Source organism: Thalassospira sp. SN3W (assembly GCF_038070535.1).
Classification (GTDB): domain Bacteria; phylum Pseudomonadota; class Alphaproteobacteria; order Rhodospirillales; family Thalassospiraceae; genus Thalassospira; species Thalassospira xiamenensis.
Genome location: NZ_CP121124.1, coordinates 3772170 through 3791606, shown reverse-complemented (window position 1 = coordinate 3791606; position 19437 = coordinate 3772170). Strand labels below are relative to the sequence as shown.

Here is a 19437-nt window from a genome sequence, read left to right as displayed (position 1 = left end):
TGCCTTTTACGGACGTCGGGATTTGCGCACATTGGCCGGACAGGCGCGCTTATCCTCAGGCAGAACAGTATAAAACCGTTCGATTTTCTCAAACCCCGTCGGTGCTGCCACCGGATAATCCGAAACATATCGATGATCTGAAAGACCAAAATCGCTGGCTTTCAAGCCCGATCGCTGTTGCCAGATACGGCGATGGGTATCGGACAATGTGATTTCCGGATCATCAATCAGGAAAATCGCATCACGTGCGATCCGGTCGTTATATTTGTGCTGTGATGGCAACCACGCGGCAAGCTGACGGCGCAATTCTCCCGGGCTTGGCACCTTGCGCGTCCGGCTGGCAAACTTGACCATCTTTGACGACAGATCGGAAACATTGCCGGGCGGGGCCATGCCATGGGTCGCCATATCGATAAAATAGGCCAGATCAATTTCCGTCGGATCACGACCGATAACAGGCTTTAGCGCAGCATAAATCTTGAAAAACCGGGCGATTTTTCCGCCATCGGCATTGGCTGCATCATAAACGCGGCGATAGGCACGCTGCACTTCGGGCAATGCACCATATCGTGCGAACCTTTCGGTGAAATCGGCCCGACGTTTCGGATCGATCCAGATCGCACACAGGATATCAAACGCACTTTGATTATTGCCCAGCGCCAACCGGTGAATCGCATCGGTATGCGGGCCAAAGACGGCATTGAGCAATCCGGGATTGGCCCGTTCGGCGGCAAAGACAATCTGCTGGATTTCCGCCCCTGCCCCGGCGGTCGCCCCGCGCGGCCCCCAGGTCAGATAGGCATTGGGATCATTGGTATAACACCACGGATCCCCTTCCAGATATCGCTTGCCGCTCCTCGGATTGCGCGACTGGCAGAAATTGAACTGGATGGCGTCGTAATCCGTGCCTTCCAGTGCGAAGGTCAGATGATTGGCCCGCGTGATCGCATCAGGAAAGGGCTGTTCTGCCGGCATCAGCAACCTCCAGAGCCCGACCGTGATCGCGCCGGGATTCGCACCACCGATGGCCGCTTTAACACTCGGATCAAGACAGGGCTGTAAATCCATGATCGCGTTGCGCGTCTTGGCGCCAACAATACCATCCGCCGCCCCATAGACAGACGTTTTTCCCCCCGCACACTCTGCTGCGGCGGTAAACAACCGGCGCTGAAAATCGGCTGCCGCACCATATTTCCCCAGAACCATCGGCCGCTCTTCGAAACGGTATAGGACTTGGGATAAATCCTGTGCCATCGCATGCCCCGAGCCTGCCAACGCCCACAGAGTCAATCCGCACGAGAGCGAATGCACACATTTTCGGAAAAATGATTGATGCAGACTGCCTAAAATATTTTGGCGATAGCAAAACACAACGAACTCGCACCTGAAAACGAAAAATCGCTATTTGCCGTCAGACTACAGGATCTTTCGAGTAAAGCTTGTTTGTGGATATTTCAAAATGCTCTCAAAAGCCTTTTTGCCCTGTTCTTTCAGACGAGTCTGATCCTTTACGAGATCACAAACCGTATCAACCAACTGGCTGTAGGGCACACCAACCACACCATCGCGGAACCGCTGATCGACAACGGTTGCATCATTGATTTCGGCGACCACAGGCTTTGCATTGGTCAGCAGATAAAACACCCGGACAATCTCGAAAATCTGGCTTTCGTAGAAGTGATGATTAAGGATGATCTTGGACCGGGCCACCCATTTGTCCCGTTCGGTGCCATAAACGCCAGACAGCACTTTAAGTTTGATGCCCCGATCGACCAGTTCCTGCAGAACCACCTTGCGCCGCTCGTTGATTGATCCATAAAACAGAACATCAACATCCTGCTCGACATCCTCGGGAATACGCTTCAGCTCCGGCTGATAGCCAATGTTCAGCAGCTTGACGTTTTCAACGCCCATATCACGAATAACGTCGATATTGGCAGGACTATAATCCCAAAGCCCGATACCGGACTCAAACCAGACACCAAGACGGTCGCGCCAGGCAGTGTAAACTCCGCCAAGCTGCTCGGTATTCAGAATAATGGTGTTGGCAGGAATATTCCCCTGCACTTTCGGGTCAAGTAAATGCGCCCCGATAATGATATTTACCCCATCCGCACCAAGCTGGTTTTTGCGAACCACTGCTTCATGACCGAGATCACGCATCGAAAACATCAGCAATTCAGCCAGCTCAAGAAACGCCAGTGAATGGATGTAACCTTGTGGCTGGATGATGCAGATGTTGTATGTTTTGGATTTGGTCATGCGTCGTAGCGGCCTTTTATGAACATAACTATCTTGCGCCCAACGTTTCAAATACCGGCAGGGACACATACGGCAAACAAAATACCGGGCTCTGTATCTTGGCCCGGTATTTCATAGCGCAGAAAATTACTTCTTTAGCGAGCCGACGACATATATTTCGCCGGAAATATCCGGATAACGTTCGCCCAGCTTCATAAAGGCTTCCAGCATTTCGGGGCTCCAATGGGCCTCGATTTGACTATTGGAAACAGGCTTCAGCCAGTATCCGCCAAAGTAATCAATATTGTACCCTGATTGCAGGAAGGCCTGACGGAAGCTTTCCGGATCGAATACACGTCGATGGCCGTGATGACGATCAAGGTCATTCAGCTCGTTTTCCGCACCAAGCAATCCCATAATTACGCCTGCCTGGCGATGCAGGGACCGCGCATTTGGCACAGCGGCAAACAAGATTCCATCCGGCGCGAGCCAATTACGGGCAAGCTTCAGGATTTCTACCGGATCATCAACATGTTCAAGGACGTGTCCCAACACGATATTCTGAAACTTGCGATCAGTTTCAAAATTCTCGAAAAGCGAGGTAATAACCTCGATACTCGGATACTTCTCTTTAAGCTTTTCGCTAAAGAACTCCGATCCATCCACGCATATGACTTCCTGCCCCAAATCGACAAGATGACCGGTCATCAGTCCTTCTGCAGGACCGAGTTCCAGAATACTGCCCGGAACAACAAACCTGCGAAATACATTAAATTCGTAGTGGATCGTCGCGGCATTTGCTCCCTTGTCATAGAGGGAATTATTCGCAATGTGTTCCAGTCTCTGTTTTTCTTCGGCATCCATAGCGGACCTCCTGGTATATTCTGCTCTTACCGCGGTAGAATATTACAAAACTCTTTCTCAAATTTTCCAAGCGTTTCAAAAACGACTTCCGCGCCCCTGGTTCTGAGGAAATTCGCAGAGCGCTGCCCCATTGAAACCCCCCAAAACTTAACGTTTGCCCGTTTTGCGGCATTCAAATCAGTTTCGCTGTCTCCGACAATACCCGCGAAAGGACCCTCTTTAAGGACGTTGGACTTACCTGTTTCAGCCGAAAATGGCGACACACACACAATTTCCCGAAAATATTTCGCAAGCTTCAACTGACGGATCTGATTGCGCAACAGGTATTCATTCTGACGCGCCGTTAGCAATGTCAGCGCAACGTCCTTCGCCGCCAAACCTTCCAATGCCGAAATGCTATCAGCAAACAATGTATCCAAACTTAACCAATACGGCGTCTCGATGTCGTGCATCCAGTCGATTGCAATTTGCGCTGCAACGGCATTCTCGACACCAACATTTGCAAGCAGGTCTTTTGTCGAAGCACCTTCACGCTTTAGACTCCACGCCAAGCGCACATCAATTTCAACATCGTAACGCTTGGCTACAGCCTTTAACAACGTCATCTGACGCTGCTGCGCCGTGATCAATGTCCCATCAAAATCAACTGCGATATTCATGTGCGGTGCTGCATGACAAATTCGGCATATTGGCGCGTAACGATAAATTCCTCACCCGCTGCAATTGGTGACAGAAATTTTGTGTAGTCCTCCCCCGCGCGGCAGGCAAATGCTGCCGCAAGCACATCGAAGCCTGCACTGCATGTAATTGCCGTTCCCGCGCCGGATCGAAGATTAAGGTCGGTTACCACCCATCCTTTCAGCCCCTTCATGACCTGAAAGCAAAGGGTTCCCCGCTGTCTCAATCCCCTCGCGATCTTTTTTGCAATTGCTGCAAGTTCAGGATCAAAAAAAACGCGCGCTTTGGTACAAACCCCTGCCTTGGTTTCCAGTCGTTCCCGACAATAGACAAAGGACGCTCCGGTCCGATCATCATGGAAACTGTCAACTGTCACCTCCGGTTCTTTACACACTTCCTGAACAATCAAAGTTTCGCGTGTGGCCTGGTCATATCCATGCAGTTCCTCCGCACTGATGCGCCGCGCCCCGCGGCTCCCCACTCCATTAACCGGCTTTACAAACCATTCACCGCCCCCCGAGGCTTCCGTCAGGTCCGGTTTCATGGGGGTTGGCACACCAATCTCCGAAAGCCAGTCGTCTGCGACACGCTTGTCGGTACAGCGCGCGTACAACTCAGAACTCCAGACATCGAGCTTTGCCAAGGCAGGATCGCTTAACAGGTTTACCGCAACTACATGCTCTTCGTTCAGGATCGGGATGAATGTATTCACCTGCTCTGCTTCAATAAGCTCTCGAATACATTTTTCATATGCAGGATCGTTTACCAACGGCACCTGAACGAAACTGTCGGCTAAAAGTGAGGTTGTGACCAGTTCCGCAGGATTGATATCCACGGCAACAATTCTGACGTCTGCCCCCCATACTGCCCGTATACGAGAAGCAAGAGCAAAAGCAGTCCCGGTTCCAGCTGCTCCAAGAAGCACTGTTCTCATATCTTCGCCTCCGCAACATGGACAGATATCATCAAACATCTTTCATTTTGGCAAAGTCTGCCATCAAGCAACTGAAACCGAATACAAAAATCCGAAAAATTATTCGTTAAATTTTGCATGAACCTTCGAAAACACGTTACAAAGACAACAACAGTTTACAAAAATTAGACGATTGAAGCGGCAAACTGGTACGGATAAATCTGCAACCGAATTCAACCGGGATCGTGATCGAAATGAGCATTCATCACTGCAAGATCATGGAACTGCCTAAAATCTCGAATGCACAGGGAAATCTGACATTCATCGAAGGCAATAATCATATCCCCTTTGACATTCAGCGTGTCTATTACCTCTACGATGTGCCAGGTGGTGCGACACGGGGCGGGCATGCGCATAAAGATTTGCATCAGTTGATTGTCGCCATGTCCGGAAGCTTCGATATTGTCATTGATGACGGCAACGAAAAGCAACGCTTTCATCTAAACCGCTCCTATCAGGGGCTCTATATATGCCCCATGATCTGGCGCGAACTTGATAACTTTTCTTCCGGATCGGTTTGCATGGTCCTCGCATCCAATCTGTATGACGAAGACGACTATTACCGGGATTATGACCGCTTCATGAAAGCCCGGGAAACGATGAAATGACAATTTCTTTTCTGGATCCCGGACAAATATATCGGGAACTTCGCGAAGAACTGGACGATGCCTATCATCGCGTCATGAACTCCGGGGTTTATATCCTGGGTGAAACTGTCTCCTCCTTCGAAGACAACTACGCAAGATACTGTCAGGCTACTCATTGCGTCGGCGTCGCCAGCGGATTGGACGCGCTGTTATTAACGTTGCGCGCGCTTGAAATCGGGCCGGGTGACGAAGTCATTGTTCCCGCACACACTTTCATCGCAACCTGGCTTGCCGTGTCGCAAACCGGTGCAACCCCGATCCCGATAGAGGTGGATGACCGCACATTCAATATGCGCGCAGACCTTATTGAAACTGCAATTACCAAACGCACCAAAGCCGTGATCCCGGTTCACCTTTATGGGCAACCCGCCGACCTTGATGGAATTCTTGAAATCGCGCGACGTCACAAACTGTATGTGATCGAAGACGCGGCACAAGCACATGGTGCAAAATACAAAGGCCAAAGGATCGGTGCCCACGGCGACGCCGCGACTTGGAGCTTTTACCCCGGCAAGAATCTGGGGGCATTTGGCGACGCTGGTGCAATCACGACCAATAACGCCGATCTGGCAGACCGCCTGCGCGTCTTGCGAAACTATGGCTCACGTGAAAAATACCATCACGAAATTCAGGGATTTAACAGTCGTCTGGATCCACTTCAAGCCGCCCTGCTCGACGTCAAATTACGCCATCTGAACGATTGGAACGCGCACCGCGAAAGCATCTCTCAAGCCTATCTGGACGGCTTGAAGGTTCACGAAATTACACTTCCATATGTGCCGAAATGGGCTTCTCCGGTTTGGCATCTTTTCGTCATACTGACCCCCAACCGTGACGCGTTGCAAAATCATCTTACCAAAGCAGGCATTGGCAGTCTGATCCATTATCCGGTCCCGCCTCATCTGCAAAAAGCATATGAAAATGGCGGGCACAAAAAAGGCGACTTCCCTGTTAGCGAAACCATCGCCAGCCAGGTACTGAGCCTTCCGATCGGGCCTCACATATCCGGTCCGGATTGTGAAGAAATCATCGGTTCGATGGCACGCTTTGCCAAACAACACGCACAATAAATTGCTATACACGAAACTTCAGAAATAGAATTAAGAGCTAAACAGGATGGAGACAGGCAAAATGGATAAAGAACAAAAAAGCCTGATGGTCCAGAAAGTTGATGAAATGCTCCTTAACGCGATCCATTCCTGCCGGGACGCTAACAAATTATTTGACCTCGCGCGCCATTATGGGCGTTTTCACTGGTTTAATCTCACTGATCGCTGGTCGCATAATGATCTAGAGAACTATATTTTCAATCTGATTGAACCACGATTACCCCAATTCACGCCTGCAAAAAACAGAACCACCGTCACCCACGTTCTTTCCGAAGGGTATGATACCGGCGGTCATACCCCGCTTTGCGTCAATCTGATCAAGGAACAAAAGGCACACGGCGACGACGTCGAACTGATCATCACACGCAGCGCCACCCAAAGCATAATCGACGAACTGCGAAATGCTCAGGTCCCGATAAAATCAACCCCGGCAACGGGGGTGGCACAAATGCTTCAGCTTGCCCAGGCATTCATGCAAAGCAAGGCAGTTGTCCTGCACATCAATCCGGACGATATAACTGCCTGCCTTGCTGTGATGATTGCCGAACGTAGTGGCATACCGTGCTATTTTGTTAACCATGCAAATATTCATTTCGCTTACGGCCCATCCCAATGCAGCGCAATCCTTGAAATTACAGCTTCAAGCTGGCTTTCAAGTCAGAAATATCGTCACCCCAAAGCGCAATCATTTCTCGGTATTCCAGCAAGCGATCTGGACATTGAAGAACTTCGAAAGACCGGAACTTCCGAAATTGACATCGATGCCCCCTACTTCATATCGGTTGGTACTCCACTCAAATACCGATTTGGCAGCTCAAATGACTTTCTGGAATTCATTGAATTTCTTTGCGGGAAGAAGAAACAAAAACTACTTCTGATCGGGCCGGGCGATCACGCAGCCCTTATCAACCTATCCCCTGATGCCCGAAATAATCTGATTGTAAAAGGGATGGTTGCACGCGATCAGACACTGGCATTAATGGCAAACGCCAAAGCATACATAGATAGCTTTCCGGAAGGTGGCGGCACATCTGTGGTCAACGCGATGAAACTTGGCTTACCGATTTTTGGCTACCGGATCAGTGAGGGCATGTATGGGGACGATTTCCTGTCGACATCTATGGCCGACCTTCAGGAAAAGGTTTCGGACTTCCTTGCAAATGGCCCGGACGAAACCGTTCTTGCCGAACGTACCTCTTTCATCAGGTCAAAAATGTCCATCAGCGCTTGCAGGGACCGCTTGCTGGCAACGATAAACGGCGAAAGGATTCCGGTGCCATACGATTACGACACCGGCAACATGGACCTGACATTCCATCATCAAAAATGGAAAGAAAATACTGATCTATTTATCCCACCGATCATCAATCTCAACAAAACCCCGGCCAGCTGATACTGACCGGGGCCGGGCTAGAAAAATCTTTCGATAAACCACTAAGCGTGCTGCAAAACGCTTAAGGGGCCTGTCAGCAACGCCAAGCGATAGGCACCGCAATGCGCGAACCCGATGGCTTCGTATGCCTTTGCCGCCGCCGGACTATCCGTAGACAGCACAGCATGGGTTACGCCGCGCGCTCGTGCCGCCAGAAGCGTTTTCGCCACTAGAATGCGCGCATAGCCATTGCTGCGCTGTTCGGGCGGCGTCCAGACCGGACCGATCTGGACCATGTCAGACAGTTCGGCGTTGAAACCCGAAAGACTGACCGGAACGCCATCAACGATAAGCGCCCACATATTGCGGTCATTAAGCGCATGGACAAGCCTTCCGGCGATCCGGCTGTCAAGGGCTGGCGTATCCTGCCCACCCAGTGCCTCGATCTCGTAGGCGCGTAGCCAGCGCAGCAGCGTATTGCGATCAATCCGTTCGGCATCAACCATCTGGAAACTGTCCGACCGCACATTTTGCGGCAGAATCAGATTGGCAAGATCAAGCCGATAGAACGCATCGCATGCATTGACTGCAAATTCCGCATCGCCAAGCCCAAGCATCTCGATCACGCTTTTCGCCTGATCCGCCGGACCATAGAAACCGGCCACCGCCTGCGCATTTTCGGAACGAAATAGATCAATCAAACCACGCGGCACCGGTTTACCGCCGGTTTGCACAAAGACATTACCGTTGCCAAATATCGTCAAAACCGCCGTCACCGTGCCATCGCCGGAAACTTCACCGTAATAGCAGCCTGAAAGCGGATGATGACGTCGGTTCATGCCGGTTTTTCGCAAATTGCTGCGCAGAACCATGCTGGTTTCGGCATGGGTCGCGAGAAATGCGTCAAGGGCATGAAGATCATCATCTTGCAGCTTTCTGTACTGCATATCGGGGGTCCCTTTCTTTGGGCTTCAGGTAATTGCCAACCATCCGAATTGGCATAAAAAAAGACCGCTCCATCAGCGGCCCTTCACATATCGCAAGGTAATCCAACAGAGGTTCAAACACTTATGTCTTGAAAGCTCGTCGCATTGTTCCAACCATCGGATGTCACCTTAAATTCAATAAATGCCTCTTCGATGGATTGTTATTATCACAACCTTTCGAATTTTCGATCCTTCTTTTTAAAATTCTTTTCCGACCACAACATCACCCTGCTTCTGGAATACGGAAACAATTTGGGCCCTGCAAGAAGCTGATTTTCAATTCGGTTTGCGATAACCTCCGAAACTGGTATTACCATTACCGAGCGCATTTTATTCGGAGTTGACCTCATGCCAGTGATTACCTGCGTCGAAGACCTGAAACGTATCTATAAACGTCGCGCACCGCGCATGTTTTACGATTACGCAGAATCCGGAAGCTGGACCGAGCAGACATTCCGTGAAAACACCACCGACTTTCAGGATATTCACCTGCGTCAGCGGGTCGCGATCGACATGGCCGGGCGCTCGACCAAAAGCCGGATGATCGGTCAGGATGTCGCCATGCCTGTCGCCCTTGCCCCGGTGGGACTGACCGGCATGCAATGTGCAGACGGCGAAATCAAGGCTGCCCGCGCAGCAGAGAAGTTCGGCGTCCCCTACACATTGTCGACCATGTCGATCTGTTCGATCGAGGATGTTGCCGAGAACACCTCCAAGCCCTTCTGGTTACAGGTTTACACACTCAAAGACGACGATTTCATGAAGCGGCTTTTTGACCGGGCGAAAGCAGCCAAGTGCTCGGCCGCGGTCATCACGGTGGATCTTCAGATGCTCGGGCAACGCCACAAGGATTTGAAGAACGGCCTTTCCGCCCCGCCCAAGCTGACCGTCAAATCGGTCGCCAACATGATGACAAAGGTGCAGTGGGGGCTGGGTATGCTTGGTACCAAGCGCCGCTTCTTTGGTAACATCGTCGGCCATGCCAAGGGGGTTGCCGACCCCTCTTCACTGAGCACATGGACCGCCGAAGCGTTCGATGAATCACTTGATTGGGACCGTATTCGCGAGTTCCGCAAAATGTGGGATGGGCCCTTGATCATCAAGGGGATCATTGATCCGCGTGATGCCCTGGAAGCCCTTAACGTTGGCGCAGATGCCATCATTGTTTCCAACCATGGCGGACGCCAGCTTGATGGTGCCCTGTCCTCAATCCGTGCATTGCCCGCAATCATGGATGCCGTCGGTGACAAGATCGAGGTCCATCTGGATAGCGGGATCCGTTCCGGCCAGGATGTGCTGAAAGCACTGGCACTGGGTGCCAAGGGCACCTATATCGGGCGCGCTTATGTTTATGGTCTGGGCGCAATGGGCGAAGCCGGTGTGACCAAGACGCTTGAGATCATTCACAAGGAACTTGAAGTTTCCATGGCGCTTTGCGGCCATACTGACGTGACCAAGGTGGATCGCGATATTCTGATGATCCCGCGCGATTTCTCGGATCGCTGGCAATAACGCGACAGAGACTGCTCAGTCTTTAAACGCGAAACAAAAAACGGCGTCTTTCCTTCGCGAAGAGGCCGTTTTTTTGTTGGTTTTGCTCGGAGACAAAGCACCCCCGCAAAAAGAAAAAGCGCCACCAGAAGGTGACGCTTTTCCAATAAAATCGCGAGCCTGTTGCCCGAAAACGACTTAACGTTTCGAGAACTGGAAGCTACGACGTGCTTTGGCGCGACCGTATTTTTTACGTTCGACTGCACGGGAGTCACGGGTCAGGAAGCCGCCTGCCTTGAGCGACGGACGCAGTGCCGGCTCAAACAGGGTCAGCGCGCGCGAGATACCGTGACGAACGGCACCGGCCTGACCAGAAAGACCACCACCGGTAACGGTGCAAACGACGTCGAACTGATCTTTACGATTGGCAACGCCGAACGGCTGGTTGATCACCATGCGCAGAACCGGACGTGCGAAGTAATCTTCGAATTCGCGGCCATTGACGGTGACTTTACCCGAGCCCGGTTTGATCCAGACGCGTGCAATTGCGTTCTTACGACGACCGGTTGCATAGGAACGGCCCTGTGCGTCGATCTTCGGTTCCGGCAGGGTGCCTTCTGCAGCAGCAGCTTCACCGCCCTGTGCCAGATCCTTGAGATCTTCAAGAGTTTTGGTGTCGGCCATTACTTAGCACTCCGCTTATTCTTGTCGTTCATTGCGGCAAGATCGAGAACTTCCGGCTTCTGTGCATCATGCGGATGCTCGGTACCGGCATAGACGTGCAGCTTGGAAAGAACTTGGCTGCGCAGCGGACCACGGGACATCATACGCTCGACAGCTTTGATGATCACACGTTCCGGATGCTCGCCATTCAGCAGCTTGTCCATGGTGCGTTCTTTGATGCCGCCCGGATAACCGGTGTGCCAGTAGAACTTCTTGTTCTGAAGTTTACGGCCGGTCAGTTTGACTTTTTCGGCATTGACGATGACGATGTGATCGCCACAATCCATGTGCGGGGTAAACATCGCCTTGTGTTTACCACGAAGACGGTTGGCAACAACGGCAGCAAGACGGCCGAGTACGACGTCTTCTGCGTCGACTACAAACCATTTGCGCTCGATGTCACTCGGTGTCGCAGTGAAGGTTTTCATAATTTAATACTCGAAAACTGGGTTCCACGGAGGGAATCGCCCCTCGTTGAAAGTCGGCGCAGTATGCCAGCATTAAACAGGAAAGCAACAGGAATATTTCGTTATATTTCAAACACTTAAATCAATAGGTATTATTTTACCACACTGATTTTCCGCATTTTCATACCGGTTTCGGCTCCTCCCCCTTTTCCGGCGGCATGGCATAGGTCCCGATGACATGCGCACAAAGTGCGCCATCAACAGCCGACCGGATATGACATTCCGCAATCAGAAGCCGCTTCCCGGCCTTGAGGATTTTCGCCTCTGCCAGCAAATCACCCGGCTTCGCCCCGGAGAGGAAATGCACGGTCGCCTCGGTCGTCACCGCCAGATCGGCCTTGGGTACCACAAGCCACGCCACCGCATAAAGCGCAATATCGGCCAGCGCAAAGATCGCCGGGCCACAAATCACATTGCCCGGCCGGATATGCCGTTCGTTAAACGGCAGACGTAACAGGGCACGCCCCCCCGAAAGTTCTTCGGTTCGTACGTTCATATCCCCGACGAACGGAACTTTCTCGCGCATGATCACATCAAAATCAGCAGGCGCTATACCCGTGCGGGGTGGCATGGCTGTCATTGCGGGTTCCTCCCTGTCGCCACCCTTGCCTTTGGTAGCACTGTTTCCTTTGAACACAGCCTGACATAACGTTTACGTTAACGTCAATATTTTCGAAGAACCAGACACCCTTGATGATCACAACCGGTGCCGCATAGAAACGCCCCCGACAATCCCCTCTCCTACCCGCCAAGAATTGACGAAAGATCGATCACCGTTATCCAGATCACGGCCAAAATCACAATGACCGTAATCAGGAAGGATCCGATATTGGGCAACCACTTTTCCACTCCACGCCGCTTCACGGCAGCCTCAGACAATGCAGTCGGCCTGAGCGCATTTGCATGGACAGGAATTTCTGGTGGATGCCCCGGCAAGGCTTCGGAAAACACACCGGGCCGGGTTTGTGGGAGCTTGGAATGCATCGTGTCGTCACCATCTTGGGTAACGGAGCGGTGTCCAAAGGGAGTCAGGATCGAAATGAAATCAGCAAACGGTTTACCATCTTCGGATATCGTTTCGGTCGCTGCGGTAATGGGATTTGGTTTTTTGGGTTGCTCCCCGCTTTCGCGCGGATCACTGTCGCGGGCATCCTGATCCGGGTTAGGATCAATCGGGTCCTGCGCCGCGGATGGATTGCCATCTGGCTGGGGATTATCGATGCCCTGCATGTGCGCCCGATGGCGGACACCGGCCGACACCAGACGCGCTGGCGCCGCGCGATCCACGCCTGATATGCGTGCCATCATCGTGATAACAGAACCGCAAGTTCTGAATAGGTCGCGAGGATCACACTCGCAATTATGATACTGACAATCAGGGATGCACTGGCGCGCGGTAATTTTTTCCGCAACCAGTCATTCAGATCGAAATTGGAACTGATATCGGATGTGGGACGTTTAAATCTTGGCCTGACCGGACCACGCAGGATAACTGTGGGCTTGTCCACTTCATCGTTGGACGCCCAGTGATACCGGTTTTCCGGAAGGTAAACCGGGTGGCGGTCTTCCTGACCTTTTACGTCACTTTCCATGGCGACTACGGCGCTACCTCCGCCGTCTCCTGCAACAAGGGTTAATGTCACATTCCAGCCCCTGCCTTACCCGGCATACCTTGCCAGCCAATACAGGGCCCCCCTCGTCTTGCACTCTCCCCATTAAGCATGATTACGAATCATAAAATCCCCTGTCACACGCTTAAGCGTGCAACACGGTATAATAGTCCCCACATTTAGGCAGGTTTGAGGCAAAGTTCAGGAATTCATATTCTATCCTGGATTGCTTTTACGCTATCCGCTGATCAATTTGCCAAGCTCGGTATAGACCAGCACCAGAACATAGCCGACAGCAATGGCTGCAACCATATATGCACCAAGCTTCGGCAGGACTTTATCAAGCGCCAAAACATTTCTGCGTTCCGTTGCTTTTTTGTTGGCCCGGCGCTGCTTGGTGGCTTTCCGGCCGCCCACGCGTGCCGAATGTGCCGGCGATACGATGCCGGCATTAAGTCGACGGGCTTCTTCCTGACTAAGCCAGTTTGCACTGTTATCAGGCAGATCGATATTGCCAGATCCATTGCGCGATGTGGATTTCAGATCATCTACACGACCGGCAATATCGTTATGCATATCCAGGCCGGTTTGCGCCCCATCGCCCAGACTTTCCAGATATTCCTTATACGCATTTCCTGTCCCGTCATCCCCGCCCCGCGGGTCTTCCTGCGCGGCATTTGTCTGCGCCCCATTGGGTTGGGCCTGATACAGAGCGGCATTTCCGGCAAGGACGTGACGATTGGGTTTCGGCCTGTCGCCCGGTTTACCGGTACTGCGCAGATCATTTGCGGTAACCGGCTTTATCTTTTTCGGCGCGGCGGGTTTCGGTCCCGCCATTGCCGTCCCGGAAATATCACGCGCCATATCGGGATCAGGGGCGCTGACATCCGGGTTATCCGGATCCTTTTCCGGTCGGCGGGGCTGAAGGATTTCGGGAACGTCAAACCCGCGGCTTAACAACCGGGCGCGTGCCTCGGCGCGCTGACGTTCCATGTCCCAGTCTATGGCCTCCTTACGGTCATAGCGTTTCATTTTCGTCTTGGCGACCGGCGAAACCGGCTGGCGCTTTTTAACGATTTCCTTGGTCGTGACAAAACGACCAGGAGCCCGCTGTGGTTTACGTTTTTCGTCGTCGGTCATTTCCCACTGCCCATAAACGGGACCGCCCCACAGGTCAGGATCATTATTGTGGTATTTTTGGTTTCCAACAAAACCGGGACGTGAAATTCTACAACGACAGTATATTGACGTAAAAGTAAAAAACATACAGTGCGCGCCATCACAGGGAGGCATAAATGACCAGAAACTCGCCCAACAGCCACACAGATGAAACCAGCCTTGTCCTGCGCAAAGACGAGGGCCCGGTCGCAACCCTGACCCTGAATGCCGCCAAAAGCCGTAATGCCCTTTCCGGGGCGATGATGGCGGCTCTGCACACGGCATTGGATCAGATCGCAGGCGATCCTGCCATTCGCTGTGTGATCCTTGCAGCAAACGGTCCGGCTTTTTGTGCCGGTCATGACCTTAAGGAAATGAACGGCATTTCCACCTGCGACGGCCATGCGGCCCTGTTTTCCCAATGCAGCGCGCTGATGATGCGGATTGTCACCCTGCCCCAGCCGGTGATCGCACGCGTTCATGCCGTGGCGACCGCGGCTGGTTGCCAACTGGTGGCAAGCTGCGATCTTGCCGTTGCCGGAACATTTGCAAAATTTGCCACACCCGGCGTCAATATCGGGCTGTTCTGTTCGACCCCGATGGTCGCACTCAGCCGCAATGTATCGCGCAAACATGCCATGCGCATGCTGTTGACCGGTGACCCGATTGATGCCCAAACCGCGTGGCAGATGGGGCTGATTTCCGATGTCGTCGAAGATGACGACCTGATCACCGCAACTGACGACCTTGCCAAACGCGTCGCATCACGTTCGGGCATGACGGTAAAACTGGGCAAGGAAGCATTCTACCGCCAGCTCGAAATGCCATTGTCCGACGCTTATGCCTATGCATCCGGGGTGATGACCGACAACATGCAAAAACACGATGCCCGCGAAGGGATCGGCGCATTCGTTGAAAAACGCCATCCGGAATGGCGGCATGAATAGGCGCGATATCGCCCGTTACTTTGCCCTCGACTTCCCCCGTCGGCTCTGGCTTGATAATTGCTGAAAATCACCCGAAGGAGGGGAATGATGAATTTGGAAATCTGGCTTACCTTCGTTCTGGCCTGCTCAATCGTGCTGGCCATTCCCGGTCCGACCATCATGCTGGTGGTCAGCTATGCCCTTGGCAAGGGCCGCCAGACCGCATGGGCGACGGTTCCGGGTGTTGCGCTGGGCGACCTGACCGCGATGACGGTTTCGCTGGCCGGTGCCGGTGCGTTGCTGGCGGCATCGGCAAATGCGTTTACGGTGCTGAAATTATGCGGCGCGGGATATCTGATTTATCTTGGCATCAAGATGTGGCGCGAAAAACCGGGCGCACTGGAAGATAACCCGGATGCCAAACGCAACCGACCATCACGCATGTTCCTGCAGGCCTATATCGTGACGGCCTTAAACCCCAAAGGCATCGTGTTCTTCATTGCCTTTGTGCCGCAATTCGTCAATGCCTCGATGCCCATATTGCCGCAATTCGTGATTATGACCGCAACCTTTGTCTCGCTGGCGGCGGTCAATGTTGCGATCTGGGCAATCATGGCCGGTGCCCTGCGGGAAAAATTCCGCAAACCGACCGCCATGTTGCGCCTGACCCGTGCAGGCGGTGCCGTAATGATCGGTGCGGGCCTTCTGACCGCCCTTACCCGCCGCGCGAACGCTGCGGTCTGACCGACAGGGATGATGCGATCTGGCCCAGCCATTCACGGCCGATCGCATCACGCCCGAACAGGCTGATTACCGCGACACCCAATCCGCACAGCAACACATTCCATGCCGGTCGCAACGGCCACATGAATTCCAGATTGGCGACCAGAACCGCCGACGGCGGCACACCGGTCGCAAGCCCGTACCACGCATATTCAATCCCTGCCGTTGCCAGCCCAGCCAGAACCGCGATTGAGACCAGAACGAACGGTGATCGCAGCGACAAGTCGCGCGCATGGGCCGCACGATACAGCATAAGTGCAACAAAAAATCCCGACATCAGGGTCGCTTCGCTGACATCGATTTTGGACTGCATGAAGAAATGCAGGGCCGCCAACACGCCAATGCCATAACTGATCTTGTGCAACCGGGTCCAATTCCTGCCAAGCTTGCGCATGGCTGATTTGGTCGATGTCATCCCAAGAATGACAAGCCCCGTCAGCGCAACAAAGCCGATGGTCAGATAAATCCGCACCACAATTTCATTAGCCACGCGCAGCACATCCCATGACTGGCTCAGCATATATAAAAACAGATGGATTAAGGCATATCCCAACGCCGCCAAACCAACCTGACGGCGAATTTGAACAAGCTTGCTGGCACGTGTAATCCGGCGAAGCGGCGTGATCAGAAGCGAGATCAGCAACATCCGGATCGCCCAGTCCCCGCTTTCAAGGATCGCCTCCTTGACCGGAATGGTCGCCCCGCCTTCGGCAATCACCGGCCACAGAATGAAACAGCCCGGCACAAGCAGCAGCACAAACACGGTCAGCTTAAAAACCGAAAATCTGCCGGACGGATCAAGCCATGGAAACATGCGGGATACCTTTGGTGTTTTGGATAATGGGCAATATATCCTTACTCAACCCTGTTTCGTTCAATCCGTCAGTTAAATTTGCCATCAACTTTCTGCGAGCGTCGCGGCATCACATAATCCCGACGCCAGAAGATTGCAGCAGCAGATCAAAACCTTATGTATCATACAAACATAACGATGCCGCATCGCAAACCAAAGGCAGATGACATGAGCGATTTCAAAAATCCCGACGACAATGCCACGCAGGCATTGCTTGAACGTACCAAGACAATTGCGCTGGTCGGCGCCAGCCCGAAACCCGAACGCCCGTCAAACGGTGTGATGAAGTTCCTTTTATCGCGCGGCTATCACGTCATTCCGGTCAATCCCGGCCAGGCTGGCGGTGAAATCCACGGTCAAAAGGTCTTCGCAACCCTTGGCGATATTCCTGAGCCGGTCGATATGGTCGATATCTTCCGCAATAGCGAGGATGCCGGTGGCGTGATTGACGAGGCCATTGCGATTGGTGCCAAATCCGTCTGGATGCAGCTTGGCGTCATCAACATCAGTGGTGCCACCCGCGCACAGGATGCCGGGCTTGATGTCGTGATGAACCGTTGCCCGGCAATCGAAATCCCCCGTCTTTTCGCCCCGGACTGGAAAGTCGCCTGACACGGCGCGCCGGACCGACGCCAAAAACACAAAAGGCACCGCGTGATGGCGGTGCCTTTCATTTCATACCAAGCAGGCCGAAATCAGCCGCGACCGCACATTTTCATCAAATCGGGAACCAGCCCCTGATTGCCGATGAAATCCGGCTGCACGGCACTGGTCACCGTGTAGGTCGTCGTCGCTTCGTCAACCAGCGGATCGTAAAGTCCCGACGTTTCCATCACCAGCGACATCACGCCATCGGACTTGATCCGGAGCGCAGCAAAGCCATTGGCATATTCGGTACGGGCGCATTCCTTGCCAAGAATCTGGTCAAACTGCCCGACAAGCGCATAGCGCGGGTTTTCGATCAGATGGTCACGTTTGGCAACAGCACCGGCAATCAGACCGGGACGGGGAACATATTTGCCAAAACGAACCTGTGACTGGACGATATAACCGTCCGGGAAATAAACAGCGACGTCCTCGGCAAGAAGGATGCGATCACCGATGACCTGACCGGACCGCAAAAGTGCCTTGATCCGCTTGCCCGGAATTTCGCCCGAAAAGGCATTGAAACGAAGATACTTGCCGTCACCGCGCTCGGCGGCATAAAGCTTTTCAAATGGTACTGGCGGCGTTTTATCTGCAGCAGCCCCTGGTCGGGCAAAACTTCCGGCCATGATAACAACGGCCATCGCGCAGATACCGGCACCGCGCAATGAACGGCACAAATTTCTGATCATCTTCCCCCGTCTCTCCCTTTCGCGGCTCGGATATCCCGCAGACATTAGGTGTATTGCGTCCAATTTCAACCGTTATTCACAGGATTAAATCTGTATTTAATCGACTATCCATAAAAAACAACGGGGTGGCATCATGCCACCCCGTTGCCGAAGATTTGGTAAACGATCGCGGATTAGTCGATCGAGATGGTCACGCGACGGTTACGCGGTTCACGAACACCATCCGGAGTCGGGATAAGCAGATCGCTCTCGCCAACAGCTTCGCTGTCAACCATGTCGCCTTTAACACCACGTTTGGTCAGCTCTGACAGTGCCGAAGAAGCACGACGCTCCGACAGACCCTGGTTATAAGAAGCCGCACCCGACGCATCGGTATGGCCAACGACGGTCACGTTGCTCATGCTCGACGCCCACTGCTCGGCAGCGGCATCAAGAACACGCTCGGAAACCGGGGTGATCGCGGTGCTGTCAAAGTCGAAGAAGATGGTGAACAGACGCGGCGCGGCTGCAACCGGTTCCGGTGCCATTTCTTTCGGCTCTTCCGCACGCAATTCTGCCATTGCGGCTTCGAAATCTTTCCAGCACTGGCTGATCAGATCGGTCTGCCAGCCTTCTTCGCTTTCTTCGATCCAGCAATCGAAACGAGCCTGCGCAATTGCGGCCGTATCCGGTTTTGCTTCACGCTTGCCATCGTCAAGAAGAGCGATCAGTTCATCACGAACTGCGCGCTTCTGAGCGATTTCTTCGGCGTCAAAACGCCAGTTGGCCGGATCTTCCGGAAGAATCGTTTCGTTTTCAGCGACCTTGCCTGCTTTCTTCGCAAAGAAGTCGGCGTCGAAGAAATCGTACCATTCATCGGCTTCACGCTGTGCGTATGCGATATATTCGGCTTTAAGCGCCTTGCCAAACGCGGTTGAAGGTTCCGTGCCGGTAATCGCACCATTCACGGAGTTACCGTAAGTAAACGGGTTACCGCCATACGGGACTGCCGTACCCGAGTTGTCGACACTGCTACACGCGCTAAGAAGGGCGATGCCCCCGATAGCACAGATAAAAGACGGACGAAGCTGCATGTTTTTGCCCCTATAGTTCAGGTTGTTATTCAGTAACCTACAATATCACCAATGATGGTCATATTATGTCTCTAAACGACCGAAAATACGAAAAGTTCCATAACATTAGGTTCAGGTGGTACTTTGAGGTCACTTTTCAAGATCGC

General features: G+C 52.8%; 22 protein-coding genes. 7 read left to right on the top strand and 15 right to left on the bottom strand.

Going from position 1 to position 19437, the window contains the following annotated elements:
• Nucleotides 1–6: 6 nt before the first annotated feature.
• The 5 genes from P8T57_RS17390 to P8T57_RS17370 form a co-directional block, all read right to left on the bottom strand.
• On the bottom strand, nucleotides 7–1254 hold the full coding sequence (locus P8T57_RS17390; RefSeq protein WP_341363824.1) for a hypothetical protein: 1248 nt from the start codon (nucleotides 1252–1254) through the stop codon (nucleotides 7–9).
• Nucleotides 1255–1416: 162 nt separating this feature from the next.
• Nucleotides 1417–2262: a hypothetical protein gene (locus P8T57_RS17385; protein ID WP_341363823.1), complete on the bottom strand. Its 846-nt coding sequence runs from the start codon at nucleotides 2260–2262 to the stop codon at nucleotides 1417–1419.
• A 126-nt stretch (nucleotides 2263–2388) separates the two neighbouring features.
• A complete protein-coding gene (locus P8T57_RS17380) occupies nucleotides 2389–3105 on the bottom strand; it encodes a class I SAM-dependent methyltransferase (protein WP_114094326.1) in 717 nt (238 codons plus the stop codon).
• Nucleotides 3106–3131: 26 nt separating this feature from the next.
• Nucleotides 3132–3764, bottom strand: a complete 633-nt coding sequence (locus P8T57_RS17375) for an HAD hydrolase-like protein (RefSeq protein ID WP_341363822.1) — start codon at nucleotides 3762–3764, stop codon at nucleotides 3132–3134.
• A complete protein-coding gene (locus P8T57_RS17370) occupies nucleotides 3761–4717 on the bottom strand; it encodes an ATP-grasp domain-containing protein (RefSeq protein ID WP_341363821.1) in 957 nt (318 codons plus the stop codon). The genes P8T57_RS17375 and P8T57_RS17370 overlap by 4 nt, the downstream gene beginning before the upstream one ends.
• A gap of 233 nt (nucleotides 4718–4950) precedes the next feature.
• Here P8T57_RS17370 and P8T57_RS17365 point away from each other — a divergent pair, with 233 nt between their 5' ends.
• The 3 genes from P8T57_RS17365 to P8T57_RS17355 all read left to right on the top strand — a co-directional run bounded on the left by P8T57_RS17365 (nucleotide 4951) and on the right by P8T57_RS17355 (nucleotide 7905).
• Nucleotides 4951–5364: an FdtA/QdtA family cupin domain-containing protein gene (locus P8T57_RS17365; protein WP_114094323.1), complete on the top strand. Its 414-nt coding sequence runs from the start codon at nucleotides 4951–4953 to the stop codon at nucleotides 5362–5364.
• Entirely contained in the window at nucleotides 5361–6473 is a 1113-nt protein-coding gene (locus P8T57_RS17360; protein ID WP_341363820.1) for a DegT/DnrJ/EryC1/StrS family aminotransferase, read from the top strand. The genes P8T57_RS17365 and P8T57_RS17360 overlap by 4 nt, the downstream gene beginning before the upstream one ends.
• A gap of 61 nt (nucleotides 6474–6534) precedes the next feature.
• The gene (locus tag P8T57_RS17355; protein WP_341363819.1) at nucleotides 6535–7905 is read left to right on the top strand and encodes a hypothetical protein; all 1371 of its coding nucleotides are present in this window, start codon (nucleotides 6535–6537) and stop codon (nucleotides 7903–7905) included.
• Nucleotides 7906–7946: 41 nt separating this feature from the next.
• On the opposite strand, the gene P8T57_RS17350 is transcribed toward P8T57_RS17355, so the two are convergent.
• Nucleotides 7947–8831, bottom strand: a complete 885-nt coding sequence (locus P8T57_RS17350) for a GNAT family N-acetyltransferase (RefSeq protein ID WP_341363818.1) — start codon at nucleotides 8829–8831, stop codon at nucleotides 7947–7949.
• 387 nt (nucleotides 8832–9218) lie between these two features.
• On the opposite strand from P8T57_RS17350, the gene P8T57_RS17345 reads away from it, so the two are divergent.
• The gene (locus tag P8T57_RS17345) at nucleotides 9219–10382 is read left to right on the top strand and encodes an alpha-hydroxy acid oxidase (protein ID WP_341363817.1); all 1164 of its coding nucleotides are present in this window, start codon (nucleotides 9219–9221) and stop codon (nucleotides 10380–10382) included.
• Nucleotides 10383–10559: 177 nt separating this feature from the next.
• Here P8T57_RS17345 and rpsI read toward each other — a convergent pair whose 3' ends face one another.
• The 6 genes from rpsI to P8T57_RS17315 form a co-directional block, all read right to left on the bottom strand.
• Nucleotides 10560–11045, bottom strand: coding sequence for a 30S ribosomal protein S9 (gene rpsI, locus P8T57_RS17340; RefSeq protein ID WP_007091635.1), 486 nt, complete (start codon nucleotides 11043–11045; stop codon nucleotides 10560–10562).
• Nucleotides 11045–11512, bottom strand: a complete 468-nt coding sequence (gene rplM / locus P8T57_RS17335; protein WP_007091636.1) for a 50S ribosomal protein L13 — start codon at nucleotides 11510–11512, stop codon at nucleotides 11045–11047. The genes rpsI and rplM overlap by 1 nt, the downstream gene beginning before the upstream one ends.
• A 160-nt stretch (nucleotides 11513–11672) precedes the next feature.
• The gene (locus P8T57_RS17330) at nucleotides 11673–12131 is read right to left on the bottom strand and encodes a PaaI family thioesterase (RefSeq protein ID WP_341363816.1); all 459 of its coding nucleotides are present in this window, start codon (nucleotides 12129–12131) and stop codon (nucleotides 11673–11675) included.
• Nucleotides 12132–12292: 161 nt separating this feature from the next.
• Complete coding sequence (locus P8T57_RS17325) at nucleotides 12293–12859, bottom strand: hypothetical protein (protein WP_341363815.1); 567 nt, start codon at nucleotides 12857–12859, stop codon at nucleotides 12293–12295.
• Nucleotides 12856–13194, bottom strand: coding sequence for a hypothetical protein (locus P8T57_RS17320; protein ID WP_341363814.1), 339 nt, complete (start codon nucleotides 13192–13194; stop codon nucleotides 12856–12858). Before P8T57_RS17320 ends, P8T57_RS17325 begins: the two co-directional genes overlap by 4 nt.
• Nucleotides 13195–13398: 204 nt before the next feature.
• On the bottom strand, nucleotides 13399–14301 hold the full coding sequence (locus tag P8T57_RS17315) for a hypothetical protein (RefSeq protein WP_341363813.1): 903 nt from the start codon (nucleotides 14299–14301) through the stop codon (nucleotides 13399–13401).
• Between the two features lie 155 nt (nucleotides 14302–14456).
• Here P8T57_RS17315 and P8T57_RS17310 point away from each other — a divergent pair, with 155 nt between their 5' ends.
• On the top strand, nucleotides 14457–15266 hold the full coding sequence (locus P8T57_RS17310; protein WP_341363812.1) for an enoyl-CoA hydratase: 810 nt from the start codon (nucleotides 14457–14459) through the stop codon (nucleotides 15264–15266).
• An 87-nt stretch (nucleotides 15267–15353) separates the two neighbouring features.
• The gene (locus P8T57_RS17305) at nucleotides 15354–15989 is read left to right on the top strand and encodes a LysE family translocator (RefSeq protein WP_063093385.1); all 636 of its coding nucleotides are present in this window, start codon (nucleotides 15354–15356) and stop codon (nucleotides 15987–15989) included.
• Here the strand turns inward: P8T57_RS17305 and P8T57_RS17300 are convergent.
• Nucleotides 15961–16842, bottom strand: a complete 882-nt coding sequence (locus P8T57_RS17300; protein ID WP_341363811.1) for a protein-methionine-sulfoxide reductase heme-binding subunit MsrQ — start codon at nucleotides 16840–16842, stop codon at nucleotides 15961–15963. The two genes, P8T57_RS17305 and P8T57_RS17300, sit on opposite strands and share 29 nt — an antisense overlap.
• A gap of 207 nt (nucleotides 16843–17049) precedes the next feature.
• Here P8T57_RS17300 and P8T57_RS17295 point away from each other — a divergent pair, with 207 nt between their 5' ends.
• Entirely contained in the window at nucleotides 17050–17493 is a 444-nt protein-coding gene (locus tag P8T57_RS17295; RefSeq protein ID WP_051682113.1) for a CoA-binding protein, read from the top strand.
• Between the two features lie 83 nt (nucleotides 17494–17576).
• Here P8T57_RS17295 and P8T57_RS17290 read toward each other — a convergent pair whose 3' ends face one another.
• Nucleotides 17577–18218, bottom strand: coding sequence for a hypothetical protein (locus P8T57_RS17290; RefSeq protein ID WP_341363810.1), 642 nt, complete (start codon nucleotides 18216–18218; stop codon nucleotides 17577–17579).
• Nucleotides 18219–18391: 173 nt separating this feature from the next.
• Nucleotides 18392–19291 carry an OmpA family protein gene (locus tag P8T57_RS17285; protein WP_341363809.1) on the bottom strand — a complete coding sequence of 300 codons (900 nt, stop codon included), beginning with the start codon at nucleotides 19289–19291 and terminating at the stop codon, nucleotides 18392–18394.
• Nucleotides 19292–19437 lie beyond the last annotated feature (146 nt).

Bases quoted from the DNA above. Each gene is read 5' to 3' on its own strand.
- P8T57_RS17390 (WP_341363824.1), bottom strand. From the start codon at position 1,254: ATGGCACAGGATTTATCCCAAGTCCTATACCGTTTCGAAGAGCGGCCG.
- P8T57_RS17385 (WP_341363823.1), bottom strand. From the start codon at position 2,262: ATGACCAAATCCAAAACATACAACATCTGCATCATCCAGCCACAAGGT.
- P8T57_RS17380 (WP_114094326.1), bottom strand. From the start codon at position 3,105: ATGGATGCCGAAGAAAAACAGAGACTGGAACACATTGCGAATAATTCC.
- P8T57_RS17375 (WP_341363822.1), bottom strand. From the start codon at position 3,764: ATGAATATCGCAGTTGATTTTGATGGGACATTGATCACGGCGCAGCAG.
- P8T57_RS17370 (WP_341363821.1), bottom strand. From the start codon at position 4,717: ATGAGAACAGTGCTTCTTGGAGCAGCTGGAACCGGGACTGCTTTTGCT.
- P8T57_RS17365 (WP_114094323.1), top strand. From the start codon at position 4,951: ATGAGCATTCATCACTGCAAGATCATGGAACTGCCTAAAATCTCGAAT.
- P8T57_RS17360 (WP_341363820.1), top strand. From the start codon at position 5,361: ATGACAATTTCTTTTCTGGATCCCGGACAAATATATCGGGAACTTCGC.
- P8T57_RS17355 (WP_341363819.1), top strand. From the start codon at position 6,535: ATGGATAAAGAACAAAAAAGCCTGATGGTCCAGAAAGTTGATGAAATG.
- P8T57_RS17350 (WP_341363818.1), bottom strand. From the start codon at position 8,831: ATGCAGTACAGAAAGCTGCAAGATGATGATCTTCATGCCCTTGACGCA.
- P8T57_RS17345 (WP_341363817.1), top strand. From the start codon at position 9,219: ATGCCAGTGATTACCTGCGTCGAAGACCTGAAACGTATCTATAAACGT.
- rpsI (WP_007091635.1), bottom strand. From the start codon at position 11,045: ATGGCCGACACCAAAACTCTTGAAGATCTCAAGGATCTGGCACAGGGC.
- rplM (WP_007091636.1), bottom strand. From the start codon at position 11,512: ATGAAAACCTTCACTGCGACACCGAGTGACATCGAGCGCAAATGGTTT.
- P8T57_RS17330 (WP_341363816.1), bottom strand. From the start codon at position 12,131: ATGACAGCCATGCCACCCCGCACGGGTATAGCGCCTGCTGATTTTGAT.
- P8T57_RS17325 (WP_341363815.1), bottom strand. From the start codon at position 12,859: ATGATGGCACGCATATCAGGCGTGGATCGCGCGGCGCCAGCGCGTCTG.
- P8T57_RS17315 (WP_341363813.1), bottom strand. From the start codon at position 14,301: ATGACCGACGACGAAAAACGTAAACCACAGCGGGCTCCTGGTCGTTTT.
- P8T57_RS17310 (WP_341363812.1), top strand. From the start codon at position 14,457: ATGACCAGAAACTCGCCCAACAGCCACACAGATGAAACCAGCCTTGTC.
- P8T57_RS17305 (WP_063093385.1), top strand. From the start codon at position 15,354: ATGAATTTGGAAATCTGGCTTACCTTCGTTCTGGCCTGCTCAATCGTG.
- P8T57_RS17300 (WP_341363811.1), bottom strand. From the start codon at position 16,842: ATGTTTCCATGGCTTGATCCGTCCGGCAGATTTTCGGTTTTTAAGCTG.
- P8T57_RS17295 (WP_051682113.1), top strand. From the start codon at position 17,050: ATGAGCGATTTCAAAAATCCCGACGACAATGCCACGCAGGCATTGCTT.
- P8T57_RS17290 (WP_341363810.1), bottom strand. From the start codon at position 18,218: ATGATCAGAAATTTGTGCCGTTCATTGCGCGGTGCCGGTATCTGCGCG.
- P8T57_RS17285 (WP_341363809.1), bottom strand. From the start codon at position 19,291: ATGCAGCTTCGTCCGTCTTTTATCTGTGCTATCGGGGGCATCGCCCTT.